This window comes from Pseudomonas sp. 910_23 (assembly GCF_052850795.1).
Genome location: NZ_VXCZ01000026.1, coordinates 1 through 24,683 on the forward strand (window position 1 = coordinate 1; position 24,683 = coordinate 24,683).

21 protein-coding genes are annotated in these 24,683 nt (G+C 60.7%); 11 read left to right on the forward strand and 10 right to left on the reverse strand.

Going from position 1 to position 24,683, the window contains the following annotated elements; genetic code table 11:
• Window positions 1-64: 64 nt before the first annotated feature.
• Window positions 65-1,294, reverse strand: coding sequence for an acyl-CoA dehydrogenase (locus FW800_RS24920; RefSeq protein WP_103734472.1), 1,230 nt, complete (start codon window positions 1,292-1,294; stop codon window positions 65-67).
• Between the two features lie 150 nt (window positions 1,295-1,444).
• Between FW800_RS24920 and FW800_RS24925 the strand changes: the two genes are divergently transcribed.
• The 3 genes from FW800_RS24925 (at window position 1,445) to FW800_RS24935 (ending at window position 3,804) form a co-directional block, all read left to right on the forward strand.
• Window positions 1,445-2,380 (forward strand): LysR family transcriptional regulator, encoded by a 936-nt coding sequence (locus tag FW800_RS24925; RefSeq protein WP_032880570.1) that lies wholly within the window; start codon window positions 1,445-1,447, stop codon window positions 2,378-2,380.
• Window positions 2,381-2,495: 115 nt separating this feature from the next.
• A complete protein-coding gene (locus FW800_RS24930) occupies window positions 2,496-2,888 on the forward strand; it encodes a MerR family transcriptional regulator (RefSeq protein ID WP_005789203.1) in 393 nt (130 codons plus the stop codon).
• A gap of 16 nt (window positions 2,889-2,904) precedes the next feature.
• On the forward strand, window positions 2,905-3,804 hold the full coding sequence (locus tag FW800_RS24935; protein ID WP_148853527.1) for a hydroxymethylglutaryl-CoA lyase: 900 nt from the start codon (window positions 2,905-2,907) through the stop codon (window positions 3,802-3,804).
• 541 nt (window positions 3,805-4,345) lie between these two features.
• Here FW800_RS24935 and FW800_RS24940 read toward each other — a convergent pair.
• The gene (locus tag FW800_RS24940) at window positions 4,346-5,983 is read right to left on the reverse strand and encodes an AMP-binding protein (RefSeq protein WP_446438670.1); all 1,638 of its coding nucleotides are present in this window, start codon (window positions 5,981-5,983) and stop codon (window positions 4,346-4,348) included.
• Between the two features lie 151 nt (window positions 5,984-6,134).
• Here FW800_RS24940 and FW800_RS24945 point away from each other — a divergent pair, with 151 nt between their 5' ends.
• Genes FW800_RS24945 through FW800_RS24960 form a run of 4 tightly spaced genes read left to right on the forward strand, consistent with a single transcriptional unit; the run spans window position 6,135 to window position 11,661 of the window.
• Window positions 6,135-7,298 (forward strand): isovaleryl-CoA dehydrogenase, encoded by a 1,164-nt coding sequence (locus FW800_RS24945; RefSeq protein ID WP_005789212.1) that lies wholly within the window; start codon window positions 6,135-6,137, stop codon window positions 7,296-7,298.
• 11 nt (window positions 7,299-7,309) lie between these two features.
• The gene (locus tag FW800_RS24950; protein ID WP_216091728.1) at window positions 7,310-8,917 is read left to right on the forward strand and encodes a carboxyl transferase domain-containing protein; all 1,608 of its coding nucleotides are present in this window, start codon (window positions 7,310-7,312) and stop codon (window positions 8,915-8,917) included.
• Window positions 8,918-8,932: 15 nt separating this feature from the next.
• Window positions 8,933-9,739 carry a gamma-carboxygeranoyl-CoA hydratase gene (locus FW800_RS24955; RefSeq protein ID WP_032880565.1) on the forward strand — a complete coding sequence of 269 codons (807 nt, stop codon included), beginning with the start codon at window positions 8,933-8,935 and terminating at the stop codon, window positions 9,737-9,739.
• Window positions 9,736-11,661, forward strand: a complete 1,926-nt coding sequence (locus tag FW800_RS24960; protein ID WP_446438671.1) for an acetyl/propionyl/methylcrotonyl-CoA carboxylase subunit alpha — start codon at window positions 9,736-9,738, stop codon at window positions 11,659-11,661. Before FW800_RS24955 ends, FW800_RS24960 begins: the two co-directional genes overlap by 4 nt.
• Here FW800_RS24960 and FW800_RS24965 read toward each other — a convergent pair.
• A complete protein-coding gene (locus FW800_RS24965) occupies window positions 11,658-12,293 on the reverse strand; it encodes a LexA family protein (protein WP_446438672.1) in 636 nt (211 codons plus the stop codon). The two genes, FW800_RS24960 and FW800_RS24965, sit on opposite strands and share 4 nt — an antisense overlap.
• A gap of 130 nt (window positions 12,294-12,423) precedes the next feature.
• Between FW800_RS24965 and FW800_RS24970 the strand changes: the two genes are divergently transcribed.
• Window positions 12,424-12,774 (forward strand): DUF6124 family protein, encoded by a 351-nt coding sequence (locus FW800_RS24970; RefSeq protein WP_177464476.1) that lies wholly within the window; start codon window positions 12,424-12,426, stop codon window positions 12,772-12,774.
• Between the two features lie 462 nt (window positions 12,775-13,236).
• Window positions 13,237-14,388: a M14 family metallopeptidase gene (locus FW800_RS24975; RefSeq protein ID WP_005789223.1), complete on the forward strand. Its 1,152-nt coding sequence runs from the start codon at window positions 13,237-13,239 to the stop codon at window positions 14,386-14,388.
• A gap of 30 nt (window positions 14,389-14,418) precedes the next feature.
• Here FW800_RS24975 and FW800_RS24980 read toward each other — a convergent pair whose 3' ends face one another.
• The 5 genes from FW800_RS24980 to FW800_RS25000 form a co-directional block, all read right to left on the reverse strand.
• Window positions 14,419-14,958 (reverse strand): cytochrome b, encoded by a 540-nt coding sequence (locus FW800_RS24980; protein ID WP_032880561.1) that lies wholly within the window; start codon window positions 14,956-14,958, stop codon window positions 14,419-14,421.
• Window positions 14,955-16,037: a catalase family peroxidase gene (locus FW800_RS24985; protein ID WP_078821699.1), complete on the reverse strand. Its 1,083-nt coding sequence runs from the start codon at window positions 16,035-16,037 to the stop codon at window positions 14,955-14,957. Before FW800_RS24985 ends, FW800_RS24980 begins: the two co-directional genes overlap by 4 nt.
• 118 nt (window positions 16,038-16,155) lie before the next feature.
• Window positions 16,156-16,920 carry an enoyl-CoA hydratase-related protein gene (locus FW800_RS24990; protein WP_032880559.1) on the reverse strand — a complete coding sequence of 255 codons (765 nt, stop codon included), beginning with the start codon at window positions 16,918-16,920 and terminating at the stop codon, window positions 16,156-16,158.
• 42 nt (window positions 16,921-16,962) lie between these two features.
• Window positions 16,963-18,249 carry a hypothetical protein gene (locus tag FW800_RS24995; RefSeq protein ID WP_446438673.1) on the reverse strand — a complete coding sequence of 429 codons (1,287 nt, stop codon included), beginning with the start codon at window positions 18,247-18,249 and terminating at the stop codon, window positions 16,963-16,965.
• A complete protein-coding gene (locus FW800_RS25000; protein WP_446438674.1) occupies window positions 18,242-19,849 on the reverse strand; it encodes an amino acid adenylation domain-containing protein in 1,608 nt (535 codons plus the stop codon). The genes FW800_RS24995 and FW800_RS25000 overlap by 8 nt, the downstream gene beginning before the upstream one ends.
• Before the next feature lie 197 nt (window positions 19,850-20,046).
• Here FW800_RS25000 and FW800_RS25005 point away from each other — a divergent pair, with 197 nt between their 5' ends.
• Window positions 20,047-20,553, forward strand: a complete 507-nt coding sequence (locus FW800_RS25005; protein ID WP_148853534.1) for a sigma-70 family RNA polymerase sigma factor — start codon at window positions 20,047-20,049, stop codon at window positions 20,551-20,553.
• Window positions 20,550-21,287 (forward strand): anti-sigma factor family protein, encoded by a 738-nt coding sequence (locus tag FW800_RS25010; protein ID WP_446438675.1) that lies wholly within the window; start codon window positions 20,550-20,552, stop codon window positions 21,285-21,287. The genes FW800_RS25005 and FW800_RS25010 overlap by 4 nt, the downstream gene beginning before the upstream one ends.
• Here FW800_RS25010 and FW800_RS25015 read toward each other — a convergent pair.
• Complete coding sequence (locus tag FW800_RS25015) at window positions 21,284-22,240, reverse strand: Csu type fimbrial protein (RefSeq protein ID WP_216092176.1); 957 nt, start codon at window positions 22,238-22,240, stop codon at window positions 21,284-21,286. The two genes, FW800_RS25010 and FW800_RS25015, sit on opposite strands and share 4 nt — an antisense overlap.
• Window positions 22,241-22,281: 41 nt before the next feature.
• On the reverse strand, window positions 22,282-24,630 hold the full coding sequence (locus FW800_RS25020; RefSeq protein ID WP_446438695.1) for a fimbria/pilus outer membrane usher protein: 2,349 nt from the start codon (window positions 24,628-24,630) through the stop codon (window positions 22,282-22,284).
• Window positions 24,631-24,683: the final 53 nt, after the last annotated feature.

The following is a 24,683-nucleotide window of genomic DNA, read 5'->3' on the forward strand; positions in this document are numbered from 1 at the left end:
CTTGGATTTGTGAATACAGTCAAAATGTGGGAGGGGGCTTGCTCCCGATAGAGGTGACGCGGTGTTACTGCCCGCCGCGCATCAACTCACGCGGCACATACTTGCCAATCTCGAACTTGCCGATCGCCGCGCGGTGCACTTCGTCCGGGCCATCCGCCAGGCGCAGGGTACGTTGCATGGCGTACATATAGGCCAGCGGAAAATCATTGGAAACCCCGGCGCCGCCATGAATCTGGATCGCACGGTCGATCACCTTCAAGGCCACATTCGGCGCCACCACCTTGATCTGGGCGATTTCGCTTTTCGCCACTTTATTGCCCACGGTGTCCATCATGTACGCCGCTTTCAGGGTCAGCAGGCGCGCCATGTCGATTTCCATGCGTGAGTCGGCAATCTTGTCGATATTGCCACCCAGGCGGGCCAGCGGCTTGCCGAACGCGGTGCGGCTCACCGAGCGTTTGCACATCAATTCCAGGGCACGCTCAGCCATGCCGATGGAGCGCATGCAGTGGTGGATACGGCCCGGGCCAAGGCGGCCCTGGGCGATTTCGAAGCCACGACCTTCCCCCAGCAAGACGTTCTCATACGGCACGCGCACGTTGTCGAACAGCACCTCGGCGTGGCCATGGGGGGCATCGTCGTAGCCGAACACCGGCAACGGGCGCACGATTTTCACGCCGGGGGTGTCTACCGGCACCAGAATCATCGAGTGCTGCTGATGGCGCGGCGCATCCGGGTTGCTCAAGCCCATGAAGATCAGGATTTTGCAACGCGGGTCACAGGCGCCGGAGGTCCACCATTTCTTGCCGTTGATCACCCACTCATCGCCCTGGCGTTCGGCGCGGGCGGCCATGTTGGTGGCATCCGAAGAGGCGACATCGGGCTCGGTCATGGCGAAGGCGGAGCGAATCTCTCCCCGCAACAGTGGCTCAAGCCAGCGTTGTTTCTGCTCTTCGTTGGCGTAGCGCACCAGCACTTCCATATTGCCGGTGTCGGGAGCGGAGCAGTTGAACGGCTCCGGGCCCAATAACGAACGCCCCATGATTTCCGCGAGCGGCGCGTACTCAAGGTTAGTCAAGCCAGCGCCCAGCTCGGATTCCGGCAGGAACAGGTTCCACAAGCCCTCCGCTTTTGCCTTGGCCTTGAGTTCTTCCATGATGGCCGTGGGCTGCCAGCGATCACCTTCGCTGACTTGGCGCTCAAACACCGGCTCGGCCGGATAGACGTATGCGTCCATGAACGCAGTGACGCGCTCACGCAGTTCCTGAACCTTGGGCGAATAGGCGAAATCCATGAGCAGCTCCCTTCTTTGAGAGGTTGTTTAGGTCATGTATTCGATGCTAGAACAGCGCTGATAATTTACCTAGCCTATTCTCGGCGTGTATTAACATTCATCACCGATATATGATCGGCGCATGGACACTCACAATAAGAGCGCAACGAAATGAATTTGAGCAAGGTCGACCTCAACCTCTTCATCGTCTTTGATGCGATCTATACCGAAGCCAACCTGACCCGCGCCGGGCAGATCGTCGGCATCACCCAGCCAGCGGTGTCCAACGCCCTGGCACGTCTGCGCGAAACCTTCAACGACCCGCTGTTTGTGCGCACCGCCCAAGGCATGGTGCCCACACCGATGGCGCAGAACATCATCGGCCCGGTGCGCAATGCGCTGTCGTTGCTGCGCGTGTCGGTGCAGGAAAGCCGGATTTTCAATCCCCAGCAGGCCGCCAAGACCTACCGCATCAGCATGACCGACCTCACTGAAGCGGTGATTCTGCCGTTATTGTTCCAGCGCCTGCGCCGCCTGGCGCCGACCGTGGTGATCGAGAGTTTCCTGTCCAAGCGCCGTGAGACCACCAAGGAACTGGCCGCCGGGCGCCTGGATTTTGCCGTGGATGCGCCGCTCAACACCGACCCGCAGGTGCGCCATGTCAAATTGATGGAAGACCGCTACGTGTGCGCCATGCGCAAGGGTCACCCCATGGCAGGCAAGGACAAATTCAGCCTGGATGACTACCTGTCATTAACCCACATCCATATCTCCAGCCGTCGCAATGGCTTGGGCCATGTGGACCTGGCGCTGGGCAAAATGGGCATCCAACGCAAGATCGCCCTGCGCTCGCAGCACTACCTGATGGCTTCGCAAGTGTTGCAGCAGACCGACATGGTCATGACCGTGCCCGAACGCTTCGCTCGTCGCCATGAACTGCACTGGTTCAACCTGCCGGTCAACGACGTGCCCCCGGTGGAAACCCACCTGTACTGGCATGAAAGCACCGACCAGGACCCGGCAAACCGCTGGATGCGTGAGCAGATGATCGAGTTGTGCCAGCAAGTCACCGCCCACGAAAAGAAGCTCGACAAACAGCAATCCTAAGGTTCAAGAATACCCATTGTGGGAGGGGGCTTGCCCCCGATGGCACGCGCAGCGCCCCTTGACGTTCACGTCAACCTGCAATTAGCTTAGCGCCAAGCCTTTCTTGAGCATCGCTATGAGCACCACCTACAGCATCTCCGACCTCGCCCGCGAGCTCGACATCACCACCCGCGCCATTCGCTTCTATGAAGAACAAGGCCTACTGGCCCCGGAACGTCGGGGCCAGGAGCGTATCTACTCGGCGCGGGACAAAGTCAGCCTCAAGCTGATCCTGCGGGGCAAGCGCATCGGCTTTTCCCTGGCCGAATGCCGCGAACTGATCGAACTCTACGACCCCAGCGGCGGCAACCAGATCCAGCTCAACAGCATGTTGGCGAAGATCGCCGAACGCCGCGAACAGTTGGAACAGCAACTGCTGGATATCGAACAAATGAAGCTGGAACTGGACACCGCCGAAGAGCGTTGCACCCAGGCCCTTGCGCACACCATGAGCCAAGCCGGCCATTAACCAGAAGGTAACTGCCATGTCCCTCCCCTCTTACGTGCGCCTGGTGGAAGTCGGCCCACGCGACGGTTTGCAGAACGAAGCCCAGCCCATCAGCGTGGCGGACAAAGTCCAGTTGGTAGACGCGTTGAGCGAAGCCGGCTTGAGCTATATCGAAGTCGGCAGTTTTGTCTCGCCAAAATGGGTGCCGCAGATGGCCGGTTCGGCTGAGGTATTCGCGCAGATCCAGCGCAAGCCCGGCGTGACCTACGGTGCACTGGCGCCGAACCTGCGCGGGTTTGAGGATGCGCTGGCGGCCGGGGTCAAGGAAGTTGCGGTGTTTGCCGCGGCGTCCGAGGCGTTTTCCCAGCGCAATATCAACTGCTCCATCAGCGAAAGCCTGGAGCGATTCGCGCCGATCATGGCCGCGGCCAAACAGCACGGCATCAGCGTGCGCGGGTATGTGTCGTGCGTGTTGGGCTGCCCTTACGAAGGCGATATCGCCCCGGAGCAAGTGGCCGCGGTCGCCAGTGAGCTGTACGCCATGGGCTGCTATGAAGTGTCCCTGGGTGACACCATCGGCACGGGCACCGCGGGCGCAACTCGGCGCCTGTTCGAAGTGGTCGGGGCGCAAGTGCCAAGGGACAAGCTGGCCGGGCATTTCCATGACACCTACGGCCAGGCCATCGCCAATATCTATGCCAGCCTGCTGGAAGGCATAAATGTATTCGACAGCTCTATCGCGGGCCTCGGCGGCTGCCCTTACGCCAAGGGCGCCAGTGGTAACGTGGCCACCGAAGACGTGTTGTACCTGCTCAACGGTTTGGGGATCGAAACGGGGATCGACCTGGAACGCTTGATTGGCGCAGGCCGGCAGATCAGCCACGTCCTTGGTCGACCTAGCGGGTCCCGTGTTGCGAAGGTGCGTAACGCCAGTTGAGTAGCACAGCTGTGACAATGTGTTACCGCACACCTGCACAACGGGTAACGCGGGAACATAATTCGTCATGCCTAGGCAAAACTATTTGCCCGAAAAATACTAACTACATGATTTTAAACGAATTTAAAAAGTTGGCACGGCTCCTGCTATCTCTATGGCATAACAAGAATAAAAAGCGCCAAACCTAATAAAAACAAGACGAAACGACTCTGACATAACAAAAACAACACGGCAGAGACGCAGCTAACAGATTTTTTTGGAGAAGATGTGCTTCGCAGGGTACGGCATGCCGCAACCCGCAACCGGATAGAGAAAAATAAAACTACCTCAGGTAGCTACCACTGGTTGGATCGTTTACGAAGAAGCAGGTCAGCGCTCAAAAAAATACGTTTGCTCTTGACCCCGGATGGGGGTCGCCAAAAATAGCGGTACGGGCCACGGCTACCAAAAACAACAACAGGCCGCCCCTCAATAATAAGAAAAGAGCACGCAACGACAAATTAAAGGGGACCTTCGGGTCCCCTTTGTGCTTTCTGGCGCGTTATTGAGGACGCTTTCGCAACTCTTCGATGGAAATTTCGCGCATCCGGAATTTCTGGATCTTGCCCGTCACCGTCATCGGAAACTCGTCCACAAACTTGAAGTACCTGGGCGTCTTGAAGTGGGCGATGCGGTCCTTGCACCAGCTCGACAGTTCCAGCTCGTTGGCCACATGGCCGGGATGAAACTTGATCCAGGCGACGATTTCTTCACCGTAACGCTCATCCGGAATACCGATGATCTGCACATCGGCCACTGCCGGGTGGGTGAAGAAAAACTCTTCCAGCTCACGCGGGTACACGTTCTCGCCCGCGCGAATAATCATGTCCTTGTTACGCCCGGCAATGCAGACGTAGCCGTGCTCGTCCATGGTTGCCAGGTCGCCGGTGTGCATCCAGCCGGCCTCATCGATTGCCTCGCGGGTGCCGTCGGGGTTGTTCCAGTAACCGAGCATCACGCTGTAGCCGCGCGTACATAGTTCACCGATCACGCCGCGCACCACGGTGTTGCCGGCATCATCGACAATCTTGGTCTCCAGTTGCGGTTGGGTGCGGCCCACCGTGGTGACGCGCCGTTCTATATCGTCATCCGCCCCGGTTTGCAGCGACACGGGGCTGGTTTCGGTCATGCCGTAGGCAATTTGCACTTCGCGCATGTGCAGTTCGTTGATGACCCGGCGCATGACTTCGATAGGGCATGTCGCCCCGGCCATAATGCCGGTGCGCAGGCTGGCCAAGTCGAACGCGGCCCGGCCTGGGTGATCAAGCATGGCGATAAACATGGTCGGCACGCCGTACAGGCCGGTGGCTCGTTCTTCGGCGACGGCAGTCAGTGTCAGCAGCGGGTCGAAACCATCATTGGGATAGATCATGGTGGTGCCGTGGGTGATGCAACCGAGGTTGCCCATCACCATGCCGAAGCAGTGATACAGCGGCACCGGGATGACCAGGCGGTCCTGCGCGGTCAAGCCCAGGCTTTCGCCGACCATGTAACCGTTATTGAGGATATTGTGATGACTGAGGGTGGCACCCTTGGGGAAACCGGTGGTGCCGGAGGTGTATTGGATATTCACGGGTTGGTCGAAGTGCAGGCTGGTCTGCCGGCTTTGCAGTTGCTCGGGCGGCACGCCTGCGCCCAGGGCCGATAATTGCGACCAGGGCATGAATGTCGGCGGCGGGCTGGGATCGAGACTGATGAGGCCGCGCAGCTCAGGCTTCAATGCCTGGAGCATGGCGTGGTAATCGGAGTTCTTGAACGAACCGGCGCACACCAGCCATTGGCAGCCGGATTGCTTGAGCACGTAATCCAGCTCACTGCTGCGATAGGCCGGGTTGATATTGACGAGGATCACACCGAGCTTAGCGCTTGCCACCTGGCAGATCAGCCATTCGGCGCAATTGGGTGCCCAGATACCCAGGCGGTCACCGATCTGCATACCCAAGGCGAGGAACGCCCGTGCATGCAGATCAACCGCCTCGGCCAGTTGCCGCCAGGTGTAGCGCAGCTGCTGATGGCGAACCACCAAGGCTTCGCCATCGGGATACTGCGCGACGGTTTGATCGAATGCCTGGCCAATGGTCATGGCCAGCAAGCGCTTGTCCTGAGAGCCACGGCTGTAGCTCTGATTCGGTTGATCCATAACGACCCCTTGTTGTCTTTTTTGTAGGTTGACGTAAACGTAAACTACGATTGACAGCACCGCAACGCAAGCTTACGTTAACGTAAAGGTGAGCGCCCTCCTCCTGCGCCCAACCCACACAACAACAAAGCTGACATTAAGGTGCCTGCCCATGAGTTACCCGTCCCTGAACTTCGCCCTCGGCGAAACCATCGACATGCTGCGCGACCAGGTGCAGTCCTTTGTGGCCAAGGAAGTCGCACCGCGTGCGGCGCAGATCGACATCGATAACCTGTTCCCCGCCGACCTGTGGCGCAAGTTCGGGGACATGGGCCTGCTGGGCATCACCGTGCCGGAAGAATACGGCGGCGCCGGCCTGGGTTACCTGGCCCATGTAGTGAGCATGGAAGAAATCAGCCGCGGCTCGGCCTCGGTGGCGCTGTCATACGGTGCGCACTCCAACCTGTGCGTCAACCAGATCAATCGCAACGGCAACCACGAACAGAAACTCAAGTACCTGCCCAAGCTGATCAGCGGCGAGCACATCGGCGCCCTGGCCATGAGCGAGCCGAATGCCGGCTCCGATGTGGTCTCGATGAAACTGCGCGCCGACAAACGCGGCGACCACTACGTACTCAACGGTAGCAAGACCTGGATCACCAACGGCCCCGACGCCAATACCTATGTGATCTACGCCAAGACCGACCTGGAAAAAGGCCCCCACGGCATCACAGCCTTCATCGTCGAGCGCGACTGGAAAGGCTTCAGTCGCAGCAACAAGTTCGACAAGCTGGGCATGCGCGGCTCCAATACCTGCGAGCTGTTTTTTGATGACGTGCAAGTACCGGAAGAAAACATCCTCGGCGTGCTCAATGGCGGCGTGAAAGTGCTGATGAGCGGCCTGGACTACGAACGCGTGGTGCTGTCCGGCGGCCCCACCGGGATCATGCAGGCGTGCATGGATTTGATCGTGCCCTACATCCACGACCGCAAGCAGTTCGGCCAGAGCATCGGTGAATTCCAGCTGATCCAGGGCAAGGTTGCCGACATGTACACCCAGCTCAACGCCAGCCGCGCCTACCTCTACGCCGTGGCCCAAGCCTGCGAGCGGGGCGAGACTACGCGCAAGGACGCCGCCGGTGTGATCCTGTACAGCGCCGAGCGCGCCACGCAGATGGCCCTGGATGCGATCCAGATCCTGGGCGGCAACGGCTATATCAACGAATTCCCCGCCGGGCGCCTGTTGCGTGACGCCAAGCTGTATGAAATCGGCGCCGGCACCAGTGAAATTCGGCGGATGTTGATCGGTCGCGAACTGTTCAACGAAACCCGCTGAAGGAGCGCGTCATGGCCACCCTGCATACCCAACTCAACCCGCGCTCGGCGGAATTTGCCGCCAATAGCGCGGCGATGCTTGCACAGGTCGACGCCCTGCATACCCTGCTCGCCCACGTGCAACAGGGTGGCGGTGCCAAGGCCCAGGAACGCCACACCTCGCGCGGCAAGCTGCTGCCCCGGGAGCGCATCAATCGCTTGCTCGACCCGGGTTCGCCGTTTCTTGAACTCAGCCAACTGGCGGCTCATCAGGTGTATGGCGAAGACGTACCGGCGGCTGGCGTGATTGCCGGAATCGGCCGTGTGGAAGGCGTGGAGTGCATGATCGTCGCCAACGATGCCACGGTCAAAGGCGGTTCCTACTACCCACTGACAGTGAAAAAGCACCTGCGCGCCCAGACCATCGCCGAGCAGAATCGTCTGCCGTGCATCTACCTGGTGGATTCCGGCGGCGCCAACCTGCCGCGCCAGGACGAAGTATTCCCCGACCGCGAACACTTCGGGCGGATCTTCTTCAACCAGGCCAACATGAGCGCCCAGGGCATCCCGCAGATCGCCGTGGTGATGGGTTCATGTACCGCCGGCGGCGCCTATGTGCCGGCGATGGCCGATGAAGCAATCATGGTGCGCCAGCAAGCCACCATTTTCCTTGCGGGCCCGCCGCTGGTGAAGGCGGCCACCGGTGAGGTGGTCAGCGCCGAAGACCTCGGCGGCGCCGATGTGCACTGCAAGATCTCCGGCGTGGCCGACCACTACGCCGACAGCGACGAACACGCCCTGGCGCTGGCCCGGCGCAGCGTGGCCAACCTTAATTGGCGCAAACAAGGTGAGTTGCTGCAGCGCACGCCTGTGGCACCGCTGTACAGCAGCGAAGAGCTGTACGGCGTGATTCCGGCGGATGCCAAGCAGCCGTTCGATGTGCGCGAAGTCATCGCGCGGTTGGTGGACGCTTCGGTGTTCGACGAGTTCAAGGCGTTGTTCGGGACAACGTTGGTCTGCGGCTTTGCGCACTTGCATGGCTACCCGATTGCGATCCTGGCCAACAACGGCATCCTGTTCGCCGAGGCCGCGCAGAAAGGCGCGCACTTTATCGAACTGGCTTGCCAGCGTGGGATCCCCCTGCTGTTCCTGCAAAACATCACCGGCTTTATGGTCGGCCAGAAATACGAAGCCGGCGGCATCGCCAAACATGGTGCCAAGCTGGTCACGGCGGTGGCGTGCGCCAGGGTGCCGAAGTTCACCGTGATCATCGGTGGCAGTTTTGGCGCCGGTAACTATGGGATGTGCGGCCGCGCCTATGACCCGCGCTTCTTGTGGATGTGGCCCAACGCACGCATTGGCGTGATGGGCGCCGAACAGGCCGCCGGGGTGCTGGTACAAGTCAAGCGCGAGCAGGCTGAGCGCGCAGGCAGCGGTTTCAGTGCGCAGGAGGAAGCCGCCATCAAGCAGCCGATCCTCGACCAGTATGAAACCCAGGGCCACCCCTACTACTCCAGCGCGCGCTTGTGGGATGACGGTGTCATCGACCCGTTGCAGACTCGCGACGTGCTGGCCCTGGCCTTGTCCGCCGCACTGAACGCCCGCATCGAGCCGAGCCGCTTCGGCGTGTTCCGCATGTAAATGGAGCTGCACCCCATGAACGATTTCAACACCCTCGAACTGATCACCGACAGCCGTGGCTTTGCCACGCTGTGGCTCAGTCGTGAAGCCAAGAACAACGCGTTCAATGCCGAAATGATCCGCGAACTGATCATCGCCCTGGACCGGGTGCAAGCCGACCCGTCCCTGCGATTTCTGATACTGCGCGGGCGCGGCAAGCATTTCAGTGCCGGCGCCGACCTGGCCTGGATGCAGCAGTCGGCCGAGCTGGACTACCACACCAACCTGGACGACGCTCGCGAACTGGCGGAGCTGATGTACAACCTGTCCAAGCTGAAAATCCCCACGCTGGCCGTGGTGCAAGGTGCGGCCTATGGTGGCGCGCTGGGGTTGATCAGTTGCTGCGACATGGCCATCGGCGCCGATGACGCGCAATTCTGCCTGTCGGAAGTGCGCATCGGCCTGGCGCCCGCAGTGATCAGCCCATTCGTGGTGCAGGCCATCGGCCAACGCGCGGCCCGCCGCTATGCTCTGACGGCTGAGCGATTTGGCGGCCAGCGGGCGCAGGAGATCGGCTTGCTGGCAGAGAGTTATCCGGCCGAGAGCCTGGATCACCAGGTGGACCAGTGGGTGGCCAACCTGCTGCAAAACAGTCCGGCGGCGATGCGCGCCAGTAAGGATTTACTGCGTGAAGTGGGCAACGGTGCCCTCACCCCGGCGCTGCGACGTTATTGCGAAAACGCCATTGCGCGCATTCGCGTAAGCGCCGAAGGCCAGGAAGGGTTGCGGGCCTTCCTGCAAAAACGTGCGCCGAGCTGGCAAGCCCAGGAGCCGCGCTCATGAGCACACTGACCACCGTACTGGTAGCCAACCGTGGCGAGATTGCCTGCCGGGTCATGCGCACCGCCAAGGCCATGGGGCTGACGACCGTGGCCGTGCACAGCGCCATCGACCGTGATGCGCGCCATAGCCGCGAGGCGGATATTCGTGTCGACCTGGGAGGCAGCAAAGCCACCGACAGTTACCTGCAAATCGACAAACTGATTGCCGCCGCCCACGCCAGTGGCGCCCAGGCGATTCACCCCGGCTACGGCTTCCTCTCGGAAAACGCTGGCTTTGCCCGGGCCATCGAGGCGGCAAACTTGATCTTCCTCGGCCCGCCCGCTGCCGCCATCGACGCCATGGGCAGCAAATCGGCGGCCAAGGCATTGATGGAAACCGCCGGTGTGCCCCTCGTGCCGGGCTATCACGGCGAGGCCCAGGACCTGGAGACCTTCCGCGCCGCCTGTGAGCGTATTGGCTACCCGGTATTGCTCAAGGCTACGGCCGGTGGCGGCGGCAAGGGCATGAAGGTGGTCGAGGATGTCAGCCAATTGGCCGATGCCCTGGCCTCCGCCCAGCGCGAGGCGCTGTCGTCCTTCGGCAATGGGCAGATGCTGGTGGAGAAGTACCTGCTCAAGCCGCGCCATGTCGAGATTCAAGTGTTTGCCGACCAGCATGGCCATTGCCTGTACCTCAATGAGCGCGACTGCTCGATCCAGCGGCGCCATCAAAAGGTTGTCGAAGAAGCGCCGGCGCCAGGGCTCAGCGTTGAGCAACGCAAGGCCATGGGCGAAGCGGCCGTGCGGGCGGCCCAGGCCATCGGCTACGTCGGTGCCGGTACGGTGGAGTTTCTGCTGGATGCCCGTGGCGAGTTTTTCTTTATGGAGATGAACACGCGACTGCAGGTGGAGCATCCGGTCACCGAAGCGATTACCGGTCTGGACCTGGTGGCGTGGCAGATCCGGGTCGCCCAGGGCGAGGCGCTGCCGATCACACAGGAGCAGGTACCCTTGATCGGTCATGCGATTGAAGTGCGGCTGTATGCCGAAGATCCGGCCAACGAGTTCCTGCCGGCCACCGGTCACCTGGCGCTGTACCGCGAATCCAGCCCAGGCCCGGGCCGTCGGGTAGACAGCGGTGTCGAGCAAGGGGACAGCGTGTCGCCCTTCTACGACCCGATGCTCGGCAAACTGATTGCCTGGGGTGAAGACCGCGAACAGGCACGCCTGCGACTTTTAAGTATGCTCGATGAGTTCGCGGTGGGTGGGCTCAAGACCAACCTGGGTTTTCTGCGGCGCATCATCGGCCATCCCGCGTTCGCGGCGGCCGAATTGGACACCGGGTTTATCCCGCGTTATCAGGATGAACTGTTACCGGCGCCCGGTGCGTTGAGCGATGCATTCTGGCAGGCAGCAGGTTCGGCGTTTATGCAGAGCCTGCCGGTAGGTGATGGGCCTTGGGCCAATAACCAGGGCTTTCGTGCGGGCCTGCCCGCCGAAGTGTCGCTGCATCTGAGCTGCAACGGGCAGGATCGGCTGGTGACATTGGCCGGGCACACGTCGCAGTTGTGCGGCGAGCAGCTGCTGATCGAACACCAGGGTGTACGCCGTGCCCATCTGGCGGTCCGCAACGAAGGCAGCCTGTACCTGCGCTGGAATGGCGAGATGCATGCCGTCAGGCTGTTCGACCCGATTGCGGCGGTCGAGGCCGGCCAATCTCATCAGGGCGGTCTCAGCGCACCGATGAACGGCAGCATCGTTCGCGTGCTGGTAGAGGTAGGCCAAACCGTTGAGGCTGGCACACAGCTGGTGGTACTCGAAGCCATGAAGATGGAACACAGCATCCGTGCGCCCCATGCCGGGGTGGTCAAGGCGCTGTTCTGCCAGGAAGGTGAAATGGTTGCCGAAGGCAGCGCGCTGGTGGAGCTTGAAACCACCGCCTAGAACTTCGCGGTGGCTTGCACCACGACGCCAAGGATGTGGCAGTCGTCGGTGAGCAGCGCCTTGGGGTACGTCGGATTGAGCGGCACCAGATAGCGCTGGCCGCTCTCTTCCTGCAATTGGCGAAAAGTGGCCTGGGAACTGCCAGACCATTGGGCGACCACCAGTTTGCCGGGTACAGGATCGATGGCCGGATCCACCAGGATCATCGTCCCGGCACCGATGCTCATGCCCGTGGGCGCGGTCATGGCGTCGCCCGTTACAGGCAGCCAGAACGCCTCGCCACGCGCGTGGTAATCGCTCAATTCGTAGCGGCCAGGCCCATAGGGTGCACGCTCTTCGCGCAGCTCGCACGCCTGCTGCCAGTCGCTGACCGGATAGCGAAAATACGGGTTGTAGTGCTGTTGCAACGCAGGCTCTTGCGCGGCCCGTTCGCGAATCTCCAGCGCCACCTCCAGGTAGCCCAGCCCGAGCTCGGCCAGCACCCGGTTCATGTCCGCAAGGCTCGGCACTCGGCGCTTGTTGAGCCAATGGCCGACGCCGCCCTGGGACATACCCAGGCGCTCTGCCAGTTGCTCCTGCGTGACCTTGCGGTCTTTCATGTTGGCTTTGACCAACGCTATCCAGTTATCCATGGCGCCTGACAATACGGTGCGTATTTTTCGGGGCAATAAACAGTTTGTAGTAATCCATAAAACGACATAAATACGATACGTACTATCATCAAGCCTAAGGATTTCGACACCCACCGGAGTACTGCCGCTTATGACGAATAGCCCGCTTTCATTGCCTGAAATACCCGAACAGGTTGAATTACAGAACATGTGCCACAGCGGCGCGGCCCAGCGCGCGCTGGACTATTACTTGAAAGAAGATATGTCGGCACCAGCCGTGGAGGGTGCCCTGTTCGCGATCAAGCCGGGCGTCAGCCAAGAGGAAGCCCTGGTTCACGCGTCTGACCTGCTGCGCAGTGCTGCGGCAACCGCCTACGAATCAGCGTGCAGCCATCAAGGCAATCAGCGCGACCTGGCGTTTTCCGTGGTGTATTTGATCGATATGGCGAAGGCGATGGTGGAGCGCTCGTTGCAAGCGCCGGGGGCCCAGGCAAACGCGTAACAGACACGAAAGAAAAATATTTCTATCCAAGGGATAAAAACATTTGACTTGCAAATGATAATGATTATTATTGGACCCAGCTGATCGCGAGATCAGTCGATAGACCAAGGGACCTTAGGTCGGACTCTTGGAATATCTCCTCATCAGGCTAATCACGGTTTTTGACCCGGCTCTTTGGCCGGGTCTTTTTTTTGCCAGTTTCCCTGGCATGGCTTCAGGCTAATGAAGACTGTGTTACTCGATGGCGCGCATGGTAGCAAAAGACCATCGTCGAAAGAAAGCCACACGACCGCTCTAGCCCGGATCTTTGCGAAATAGCGCTTGAGAATCAATCTCATAGCCCCTAAGCTGCCGCGGCGTCAGGGATGACGCCCCCTCCCCGTGCAACAATTTTGCATCCAGGTTTTACCTGACCTCTGTGTAATATAGCCGCCACATCACTCATATTCAGGCAACCAGACTATGACCGTGGCCTTGACCTCCATCAAGATCAGCACCGACTTCGACAGCGGCAATATCCAGGTCCTGGATGCCAGCGATGCCTATCAGTTGTTACTGGCAATCAAACCCGACACCCGCAGCAAACATTTTCAATGGTTCCACTTCAAGGCCGAAGGCATGCATGTGGGGCACACCCACACTTTTCGATTGAGCAACGCCGGTGGCTCATCCTATAAACACGCCTGGAGCGGCTACAACGCCGTGGCATCCTATGACCATATCAACTGGTTCCGGGTGCCAACGCGCTTTGATGGCGAGATCCTGCATATCACGCTCCAGACCCGCGAAAAGCACGTATGGTTCGCCTACTTCGAACCCTACAGCCGTGAACGTCACGACTGGCTGATCGAACAAGCCCTGAAGTACGCCGGCGTCAAGCTGCTGGCCACCGGCAAGAGCGTCGAAGGCCGCGATATACAACTGTTGCGCCGTGGCAAAGGGGCTGAAGGTCGCCGCAAGGTGTGGATCATTGCCCAACAGCACCCCGGCGAACACATGGCCGAATGGTTTATGGAGGGCGTGATTGAACGCCTGCAAAAGGACGGTGACGCGGAGTTGAAAAAACTCTTGAAAGTGGCCGACCTGTACCTGGTGCCCAACATGAACCCCGATGGCGCTTTTCACGGTCACCTGCGTACCAACGCCATGGGCCAGGATCTCAACCGCGCCTGGCAGAGCGCCAATCAGGAAACCAGCCCGGAAGTACTGTTTGTGCAGCAGCAAATGGAAAAGTACGGCGTGGACCTGTTCCTCGATATCCATGGCGACGAAGAAATCCCCTACATCTTCACTGCCGGCTGCGAAGGCAATCCAGGCTACACCCCACGCATCGAAGCCCTGGAAAAACACTTTCGCAACCACCTGAGCCATCTGACCCGGGACTTCCAAACCACCTACGGCTACACCCGCGACCTGCCGGGCGAAGCTAACATGACCCTGGCCTGCAACGCAGTCGGTGAGAAGTACGACTGCCTGTCCCTGACCCTGGAGATGCCCTTCAAGGACAACGACGATGCGCCCAACCCGCGTACCGGCTGGTCGGGCGATCGATCGAAACAGCTGGGCAAGGACGTATTGAGCAGCGTCGCCGATATCGTCGGGCTTTTGCGTTAACCCTTGTGGCAAGCTTTTTGTGGTGAGCGATCAATCCCGGGTGCCGGTCATGCTCTGCAATACCCCATCGCGGCGGATCAACCCGTGGAACAGCGCCGCCGCCAAGTGCACCAGCACTGTCAGGAACAACAGATAGGCAAGGTAGCCGTGAGCCTTACGCAACAGCGCAAACAACGGCGCATTCGCCCCTACCAGCGCTGGCAGTTGCACAGAACTGCTGAGCATCACCGGGTCACCGGCGGCCGAAATCATCGCCCAGCCCAGCAGCGGCAACACCAGCATCAACGCATACAGCAGCACATGGGAAGCCTTGGCCGCCAGCACTTGCCACATCGGCAAATCGGCTGGCAACGGCGGTTGCCGGGTGGCAAAGCGCACGGCCAAACGCACGAGCACCAGGGCCAGGATCGCAATACCCAGCGGTTTGTGCAGGTGGATCAGCCATTCATGGCGTTCCGACACCGACGCCGCCAATCCCGCACCAATAAACAGCATGGCAATGATCATCAGCGCCATCAGCCAGTGCAACAGACGCGCCAGCGGTGCAAAAAAACGCGGTTGAGCATTCATGGCTTCGACTCCTGAGGGGGGCTGTGCAACGGGCTGACTTCACCCGCACGGCGCAGATACGAACTGGCATACGCGGCGGAGCGTGCGGCCAGCAACGGGTCGTTGGAGGCCTCGATACCGCTGGGCAAAATCAGCGGGTCAAAGTTGATATCACGGCAATCACCGTCTGCCTGCGGCTGGCTGCTTTGCAGTACCAGAGTGCCGGCGTTGAGCTGCGTATGCGGGCCGGTCCAGGTCTTGCTCGCGTCATCCAAGGGGTCGCCGGGGTTGGCCAGGGTCATGTTCAACTGCCAACGCAAAGGCCCGGCGGCCAGGCGCTGCACCAAATCCTGTTCCAGGAAGTCACTGCCCGACGGCGCAGCATCACCCGCCGCGTCCTGGCTTTGCGGCACCACACTCCACCGCACGGCCTGACGCTTGCCACCTTCGCCCACCAGGTAAAACGCATTGATGCCGTTGTAGGTTTGCGTCGCATAACTGGCCGATGGCTTGGCAGTCTTGACCCAGGCCAGGAACGGCGCCGTCTCCGGGTGTGCGGCAAAAAACGCCGGCATGTTCGCAGGGTTCGGCTTGCCGGTGGCCGGGTCTGGCGCACCCGCCTTGAGCAGCTGGTAGAACGCCTCGGGCGTGCCCACCGGAAACACCGGCATACTGTTCATTCCCGTTCGCCACTGCTGGCCGTTTGCCTGGCTGAATTGCACGGCAAAACTGCGAATCGGCACACTGCTGTCCGGTGCATATGGATTGCCGCTGGGCAAAGCAAACCGGCCAATCACCGGGGTCTTGGCCTCGCTGAACACCTGGGCGCTGGAGTAAGCACGCGCCTCTGTGCTCGCCTCGAAGTAACCCGCCACACACACACCTTTGGCATGATTGCGGCGAAAGCCCGGGTGTACGCCGTTATTGGTTTCCAGGGCATTGACCAAGGTCTTTGGCCGCAGACGCTGTGGGTCGAGGGTGCCGTTGACGTAGGCAAATGCAACCACCAACACTGCCACAACGCCCCCTATACACGCCAGCCTGACGAGCAGACTTGTAGTACCAAGAGGCGGACGCGGCGGTAAAGAGTGATCAACCATAGAAGCTCCAGGGCCCGAGGCCGCAGGGGGAAAGTGTTATGAGACGAATCCCACGTAGGCTTATTCCCCCTTCACTGTAGTTTCTTTGTAGTCAACGCGCGGCCAGATCGAGTGCCGGCTAGGGCTGATTAAACAAGGCCTGCCGCTTGTGAAGAAATGCCTGCATTCCTTCTTGCTGATCAGGCGTGGCAAACAGTCCATGAAACAACCTTCGCTCCTGACGCACACCTTCGTGCAACCCGACCTCCAGAGAATGCTCCACCGCCTGCCGCGCTGCACGGGTGGCCGTTCGCGAGAAGGAGGCAATTTGTGCCGCCACCGCCATCACCTCGTCCAGCAAGTTCGCAGCCGGGTAAACCCGCGACACCAACCCCGCCTGCTCTGCTTCCGTGGCGGTCATTGACCGGCCAGTCAACACCAGGTCCATGGTCTTGGCCTTGCCGATCAGCCCGGTCAACCGCTGGGTCGCGCCCATGCCCGGGATGACGCCTAGCTTAATTTCCGGCTGTGCAAAGGTAGCGGTATCAGCAGCGAAAATCATGTCGCACATCATCGCCAGCTCACAGCCTCCGCCAAACGCATAGCCCGCCACTGCGGCAATCGTCGGGGTGCGCAAACGGGTGAAGCCCTCCCAACCGACGAAGTAGTCTTCGTTGAGCACGTCCAGATAGGACTTGCCGCTCATCTCTTTGATATCGGCCCCTGCCGCGAAGAACTCTGCGGTGCCGGTAATGACAAAACACCCAATCCGAGGGTCTCGATCCATTGCTTCCAGATGACTGATCAACTCAGTCATCAGCGCCGAACTCAGCGCATTCTTGACTTCAGGACGGTTGAGCTTGACCAGGACCACTCGATCATGACGTTCCACAAACACGTTCATAGGCATCTCCACTGATTGATGTTGTTCACACTTGGGGCTGTCTCAGGAATCCCAGATCGCGCCATGGGCGGGTATTCCCCGAGCTTCCAACTCTTGCACCAGACGCTGGGTCACCGTTTGGTTGGCAATACAGATCACGGCTTCTGCACCAAAGGCTTGCACTGCACCATAAGCCAACTTCACCAGGTCTGGCTTGCCGCGCTCATCGGTGTCCCAGATCAATGCGCTAGGCTGGGCGCGCAGAATTTCCTCCACCAGTTCATCGCCATAGGTCGTCCTCGGGCTACGGGCAGACCAGATCAACTGAATCGGTACCTGAGCCGCCAGCAGATGCGGCATGACAGGCCCGATGCCGCTGCCAGTGGCGATGTACACCACCGACTTGAACAGGGTTTCTACATTGGCAACACCCGCTGTGGTGATGCCCTTAACCCACACATGTTGCGGCAAGTCCTCGATAAATCGGCCGGTCCAATCCCCTGCGCGGGAAATTATCAGGCGGAAACCCGCCTCGTGTGGCGTGGGAATATTGGCAAAGGAATGCCACTCCAGCAGTGGGTTGCGGCTGATCGCGGTGGATGAACCGGCGAACGGTGTGGTGTGGCTCAAACGCGTAATCACCGCATGCCCGGAAGGCTGTGCGTGTTCAACAGCCACCTTGCGCAGCCGCAGCCAGGGCAGCAGGACGCTCAGGGTCAGCACTGCCAGCATCCAAAACGTAACGCTGTGCAGCAGGCTCGACGTGGTCAGTAACGTTTGCCACCAGAACAACAGCAACGCACTCCAACCGCCAAACCGATGAACGCGTTCAAACCCATTGTGGAACCGGCCTCGAATACGTGGTTGAGCCATGACCACTATGAGCAGCAATAAGCCGAGCAGCATAACGCTGACCCATAACCCGGCCACCGAAACACTGTCAGGTTGTTGCAGGTAGCGCGTAACCTGCACGCCAACCAGGGCGGCAAACCACCCAGTGGCCGCAAAGGCTGCGCCACTGTGCAGCCCACCGAAGTGGTACACCTTGGCCGCGCTACGCCGCACCTGTAAGGGCCATGTAGGCGGTATTCGCGTTGCCAGCCAGAACAGCCCATTGATCACGTATTGCTGGCGAACGAGAATGGCAACCGACAGGTTGATCAGCACCATGTCCGACAGCGTCTGAACCGTGATGGCGTGCAGGTCCACAGCCAACAGCAAAAACACCAGGTTGCCCATCAGCGCGGCGGCTGCCAGGCGGTTGTAACAGGAAAACATCGGCAGTGACGTCCAGCGACGCCAAAGCGCCGGCTTGGGCGGTACAACGGTACGGATCAGCGTATCAATCATGGCCGGGCTCCCCGGTCGCGAACGCCAGCACCGCCAACTGATTCTCCCGGGCCGTTTGCAGTAACAATGCCTTATCGATCTTGCCCCTCGCTGTCAGTGGAAAATGCTCCACTGCGTAGATCGACTGAGGCACGCAGTAATAGGCCAGGCGCTGTTGGCACGCGGTTTGGCAAGCCTCGATGTCAGTGCTGGCAGGCGAAACAAAGGCCACCAACGTGCGGCTGTCCAGCTTCAAAGTGACGGCGCGCATGCATCCAGCGCCGGCCTCCAGAGCCGCCGACACCGCATCCAGTTCCACGCGAAAGCCGCGGACTTTCACTTGGTCATCCACGCGCCCTAAGTGTTCGAGCTGGCCGTCTCCCACCCAGCGCCCCAAATCTCGTGTGCGGAACATCATGGCGTCGCCACCGAGAAAGGGATCCGGACGGTATCGCTGCTGGGTCAATGCCGTATTGTTCAGGTAGCCTGCTGTCACACCCGCACCACCGGCCCACATCTCTCCCGTTTCACCCAAGGCACAGGCACGCCCCTGCTCATCGAGCACATAGACAGTGTTATTGGGGGTTGGCCGGCCAATAGTCAGTGGCGTGCCTAATACATGCCGGTGCAGCGTGTTGACGATGGTCGTCTCGGTAGGACCGCAGCCGTTGTAGAACGTACAGTGCTCGGCCCACCGATCCGCCAGAGCCTGGGAGCAGGCTTCTCCAGCCACCGCAACGACGTTGAGGTGGGGACACTGTCGAGGCTCAAGGGTGGCCAGTATCGAAGGCGTTGCGATCAACACATTGCACTGTGCGGCCGTCTGCGCGATGTCTTTGCCGCGAATCAGCAAGGTCGCACCATGAGCCAGGCAACCGAGTATTTCCCAAGCCGCCATGTCAAAGCCGATATTGAGAATCTGCCCTACGGTACGACCCGGTGCCATCCCCATCCGCCCAGGTTCAGTGAGCAGAATGTTGCATACGTTACGGTGGCTGACACACACGCCGTTAGGGCGCCCTGTGGTTCCAGATGTAAACAGTACAAAGCACAGATCATCCGGGCCAGCACCGACACGCACGCAATCATTGTCTTCAGCCAGCCATGGCGTTTGAGCAATGAACGTATCCAAATTGAGGCAGCGGTGGGACGCGTCTGCCGGAATGCGCTCCACCAGGCTCGATAAGGTCAGAATCACCGGGCTGGTCAATGATTCGAGGACCATGCCCAATTGCAGGGTGGGTACGATTCTGGCGTCCTGAGGGACATACGCGGCGCCAATCTTTAACACCGCCAGGAGACCGACCAGCATGGGAATCGAGCGCTCGACGAACAATCCCACCGTGTCCCCACGCTTAACACCCTGCCCAAGCAGATGCTCAGCCAATCGATTGGCTTGTCGGTTGAGTTGTTCATAGCTGATACGTTGGCCCGCGCATACCGCAGCTGTCGCCTGGGGTGCCAGCCTCGCTTGCGCTTCGAAGGCGTGGTGCACGTTGGCGTAGGTGGCTCGGGTTGAGAGGCCACAACCCCATTGCTCAAATAAAACCCGCTGCGCGGCAGGCAAATGAGCCAGCGAGATGCAGGAAAAAAACTGTTTATCACTCGGCAAACACGTCATAAGCACCCTCTCACTATTCAACTGCCGGCTGAATGCCGACAGATGCAAGGGTGGATAGAGGGCTGCGCACGAGATTACAGACTCTCAAGGTATACAGACGCTTCCCACGTATTAGCCGGGAAGTTTCTTTGCGCAAAGCGTGGAATAACCTACAGGGACCAACGTCTACTTCAACACACGTGAGTAGACTCATCCCCATGCATGAACTCGACGAACAGTTACACGAACTCATCCCCAGGTTGCGGCGTTTTGCCGTGTCGCTGACGCGCAACAGCAGCAGCGCCGATGACCTGGTGCAGGCGACCCTGGAGCGGGCGATTATCGCCTGGGCTGATAAGCGTGTCGAAGGCGACCTGCGCGCCTGGCTGTTCGCGATCCTCTATCGGCAGTTCCTCGACGCCCATCGCCGCAGCCGACGCTATGCACGTATGCTCGAATTCTTCACCGGGCGCGATGATGCGCAACCGTCGGTGGAGCGCACAGTGATGGCCCAATCCACCCTGCAAGCCTTCGACCAACTCAGCACCGAACAACGCGCCCTTTTGCTGTGGGTGTCCGTGGAGGGTTTGAGCTACAAGGAAGTCGCCGAGATCCTTCAGGTACCCATCGGCACCGTGATGTCGCGCCTGTCCCGTGCGCGCCAAGCGTTGCGTCAGCTCAGCGATGGCGAAATTGCCGGCCCTGCCCTGCGGAGACTCAAATGATCAGCCTGCCCCCCAGCGAACGCGATTTGCATGCCTACGTCGATCACCAACTGCCGGACAGTGACCGCCGCGTGCTTGAAACCTGGCTGGCCAACCACCCCGAAGCGGCCGCCCAGGTCCACGCCTGGCAACAGGACGCGCAATTATTGCGGGCATCCTTGAGCGGTACCCTGCAGCAGGCGAGTAATCCGGCACTGGACCCGGCGTTGATCCGTCAGCGTATCAAGCGTCAGTCCCGCCGCCACTTCGCCAGCGCGGCGGTGTTGCTGATTGCCGTGAGCCTTGGCGGGCTTGGCGGCTGGCACGCCCGCGAAGCCACCCAACCCCAGCCGCTGCCGATGACCGATGCCATGCAGGCTTACCGTCTGTTTGCCCAGGACGGCGTCATGCCCGCCGACTACAACGACGACGGCAGCGGCACTATGCAAGCCTGGCTCGACCGCTATTTCAATCAAGCCCATCGCCTGCCCGACCTGAGCCAGGCAGGCTTCAAACCGGTCAGCGGGCGCCTGCTCACTACCGATCAGGGAGCAGCCGCCATGGTGCTGTACCAAGACCCCCAAGGCCGACGCATCAGCTTTTATATCCGCCCGCCGGGACCGAACAACGGCTTCCTGCCCCGTGGCAGCCGCAGCGCCGATGGTTTGCAGGCCGAGTACTGGTCGGGCGGCGGCTATAACTACGCAATGGTCAGCCCGGCAGACCAGCCCACCCCGGCGCTGATGAAGTTCTAGAAACCCACGTCCAGCACCACGTTGTCCAGGTAGGTGCCGCCGGGTGGTGTGGGCTGGTCGGTGTAGATGCGAGCGTTGTAGTTAAATACCTGGCTGCCTGTGCCCAACCCATTGCCGGGGTTGACCTCCGCTGTGGAACTGGCCCGCCGCGCCGCGCCGACGCTGCCCCAACGTGTGGTGCCGGCGCTTTTGAAGAGGTCATAGGCCAGGTAGTTGCTGCCGGAAACCATGCGTCGGCGCCCGCCGACACTGATCGGGTTCTGGCCGTCGCTCAAGCCCACGGTGTAGGCACTGCCCTTGGTGCAGGCGATATTGATGGTCTGGCCGGTCACTGCGGTAAACCCACTCACCACCGGGGCGCTGCCAAAGCTGATATTCGGCGCGGTGATCTGGCAGTCATTGGTTACGGTCATGCTGACGGTCAGGCTTGCCGTGCCGCTGCCCGTGTCACGCCCCAGGCAAATGCCGCCAACGCCGATTCCCGAGCAATAATTCCACACCCAGGCGATGTTCAATGTCTCGGTGTACAGCCCCGCTGCGATATTGCTGCCGGTAATGCTGCTCAGGTACAACGGCACGGTTTTCGCCCCGGGCCCGGCGATCAGGCCAATGCTCTGGGCAATGCCGCCCGCGCCCCCAAAATCGAATTGAGTGCCGCGGGTGATGGGATAACTGGTGCTGTTGTTGCCATAAATCGTGTAGCCAATCACATCACCGGTCGGCCCGACCATGCCGGCGGTGGACGAGGTGATCGTGGCGTAGAAGTGGTCGGTGGACACCAGCAGCGAAATCAACGCCTGGGTGCAACTCAATCCGGAGTTGGTGGTAGAGCTGGTTTGCGCGGCAGTGCGCACCGTCATCGAGCTGATCGAACCGAAACTGGCCGGCACCGTGGAAACCACCGAACACACCGCCATCACCTGCCCGGAAAATAACAGCCCTGCCCCATACATCCATGCCTTGCCCCTCACCCGCAGTCTCCTTGCTCAAGCACTCACTGGCACACCAACGGCCCGATCAGGGGCACGTCCTGTTGCTGCTCATCGATAGCGAATGTCGCCTGGCAGGTGCGCCCCTCACTGAGGGTGACCTGCAAAGTATTGTGGGCGCTGAGGTTTTCCAGATAGACCAGCCCATCCCACCCCACCACCGCCTGGGTGTTGCTTTGCTCGTGCACCACCAGGCTGCCCAGCGGTAGCTCATGATGCTGGCGATCCACCAGGGTGATACTGGCGGCGAGCACCCGGCGCAGCGGGAACTCCAACAGATAGCCGCTGCCCCGGCGTACCGACACGCGCTGCTCCACATTGGGGCTCTGCACGTTCGCCGGCAGGTTCAACGGGTCAATTTCATATTTGCCGCGGTAATACGCGCTGCTCCATGGCACCAGCAAATGACCGTTGCGGTCGGTCTGGCCCACCTGCTGGTTTTCGTAGCGCACTGGAATCCCGGCGAACCCCTGGGTACTCACCACCACAAACGCGTCATTGATACGGTTGGCAGCAAAGGTTTCGCCGCCCATCCACACCAGCGAGCCGCTGGCATCCGCCCAGCGCGTTTGGGCGTCACTGCTGCCGTACACGCCGGCCTGCAACTGCACTGACTGCAAGCGCCAGGTCAGGTCGGCCTGCCGATAGCTTGGCGCATCGCCCTGGGCATAGCCGAGGTTGTAGCCCACGCCGCCTTCGCTGGGCACCGCGCGGCTGTAGTTGATGCGCTGGCGACTGGCGCCGTCCTTGCTGCGCTCGGTGCTCAAGGCCAGGCTGCCGTTGAGGTCGAACGGGATCACCAGTTGCGCCTGCATGGCCCAGTTGCTGTCGCCGATTTCGCGGTTGGCCGACAGGTAGAAGCTGGTGTTGCGCCACAGCGGTTTGCTCCAGCTGAGGTTGAGCAGCCGCGTGCGCGAATCGTCTGCCGCCTGCACGTCGAAATACCCCAGGCCCAGGCTGCCGAAACGTTGAAGGTTGAGGCTCAGCGTCACCTGCTCGCTGCGCTTGCTGAGGCTGGCGTAAGGGGTGTCGACCAGGGTCAGGTCGGCGTAGTCATCGCGCCGTTCAACGCGCTGGTACATCAGGCTGTAGCGCGTGCTGTTGTACTGGTAGCCAAGGCTGAGTTGCTGGCCGCTGCGGCTGTCGAACTGGCTCTGGCTGAGGGCGGTATTGAGCACGCCGAAGTTGCCCAGGCGCAGGTTGGCGCCAAGCCCGCCGAGGGTCAGGTCGCTGGATGCTTCGGCATGGCTTTCCAGGGTCAGGCTGTCGGAATAGCCATAGCGAAAGGTGCCACTGGTTACGCCCGGCCCGTAACCGAAATCGCGCAGGGTGTAGTCACGGCGCAAGGTACCGGCAGCCACGGAAAAATCCGTCAGGCCTTGTTGCAGCAAGGTGCTGGTGACGTAGAACGGCACCGTGGTCGACACCTGGCGCCCGAGGGCGTCGGTGGTCACCACGACAGCCTCCCCGGCGCCGTTGATAAATGGCACGTTGGTCAGGGTATAAGGCCCGGGTTGCAGCTGCGCGGTGTCGGATTTATAGCCGTTGATAAACAGGTCCACCGACGAGGGCACCGCCGCCTCACCGGCGAACTGCGGCAAAGGGTAAGTGACCAGGTCCGGGCGCACGGCAAAGTCCCGGGACACTTGCACCCCGCCCAGACGCACCGAACTGCTCCAGGGCAGCGAGCCGCTGATCACGTCGCCCGCCTCGTAGGTGAGCAGGCGCTCATCATCGGAAAATCGCCAGGTGGTGTCGTAGCGCCGGTAACCGTTGCCGAGGGTACTGTCGGTGATGCCATCAGCCAGGGTCTGGCGCACCTGCCCGGTGTTGGACAAGGTGCCCCAGGTGTCGAACAGCCGCACTTCGTTCCAGGCGGCGAGGTAGCTGCCGCCGTCATCGGTGTCGTTGAAATACACGTCATAGTTGAGCAAGGCGCCGAAGCTGCTCATGGCCTGGGTGCGCGGATAGGTATTGCGATTGCCGATAAACTGCGCCTGCAACCAGGATGGCGGTACATCCAGCAATAGGCGCTGGCCATTGCTGTCGTAGTCGCTGTGCAGCCCAGGCACCTGGTCCAGGGCCACGCTGCCGACAGGCTCGCCGGGCAATTTCATACCCACGTCCTGCAGCGCGCTGGCGGGCACAAACAACTGGCCGGCGCGCTGGTCGACCGCAATGACGCGGCCGGTGTCCATCTGGTTGACCACCAGTTCCAGAAACAGCTGTGCATCGGCGACTGCCTCCATGCTGCCCGGCGGCGGCGGCAAGTCGCCTGCCATCGCAGCGCCCCACAGCCCGCTTGCCACTGCCACCGACGGCCATAAACCCCGAGCCCAACCACGACTCACCATGGCGTTGTGTCCTTCAATGGACATCTCCATCCTGTTAAAACCCGGGCGTATGC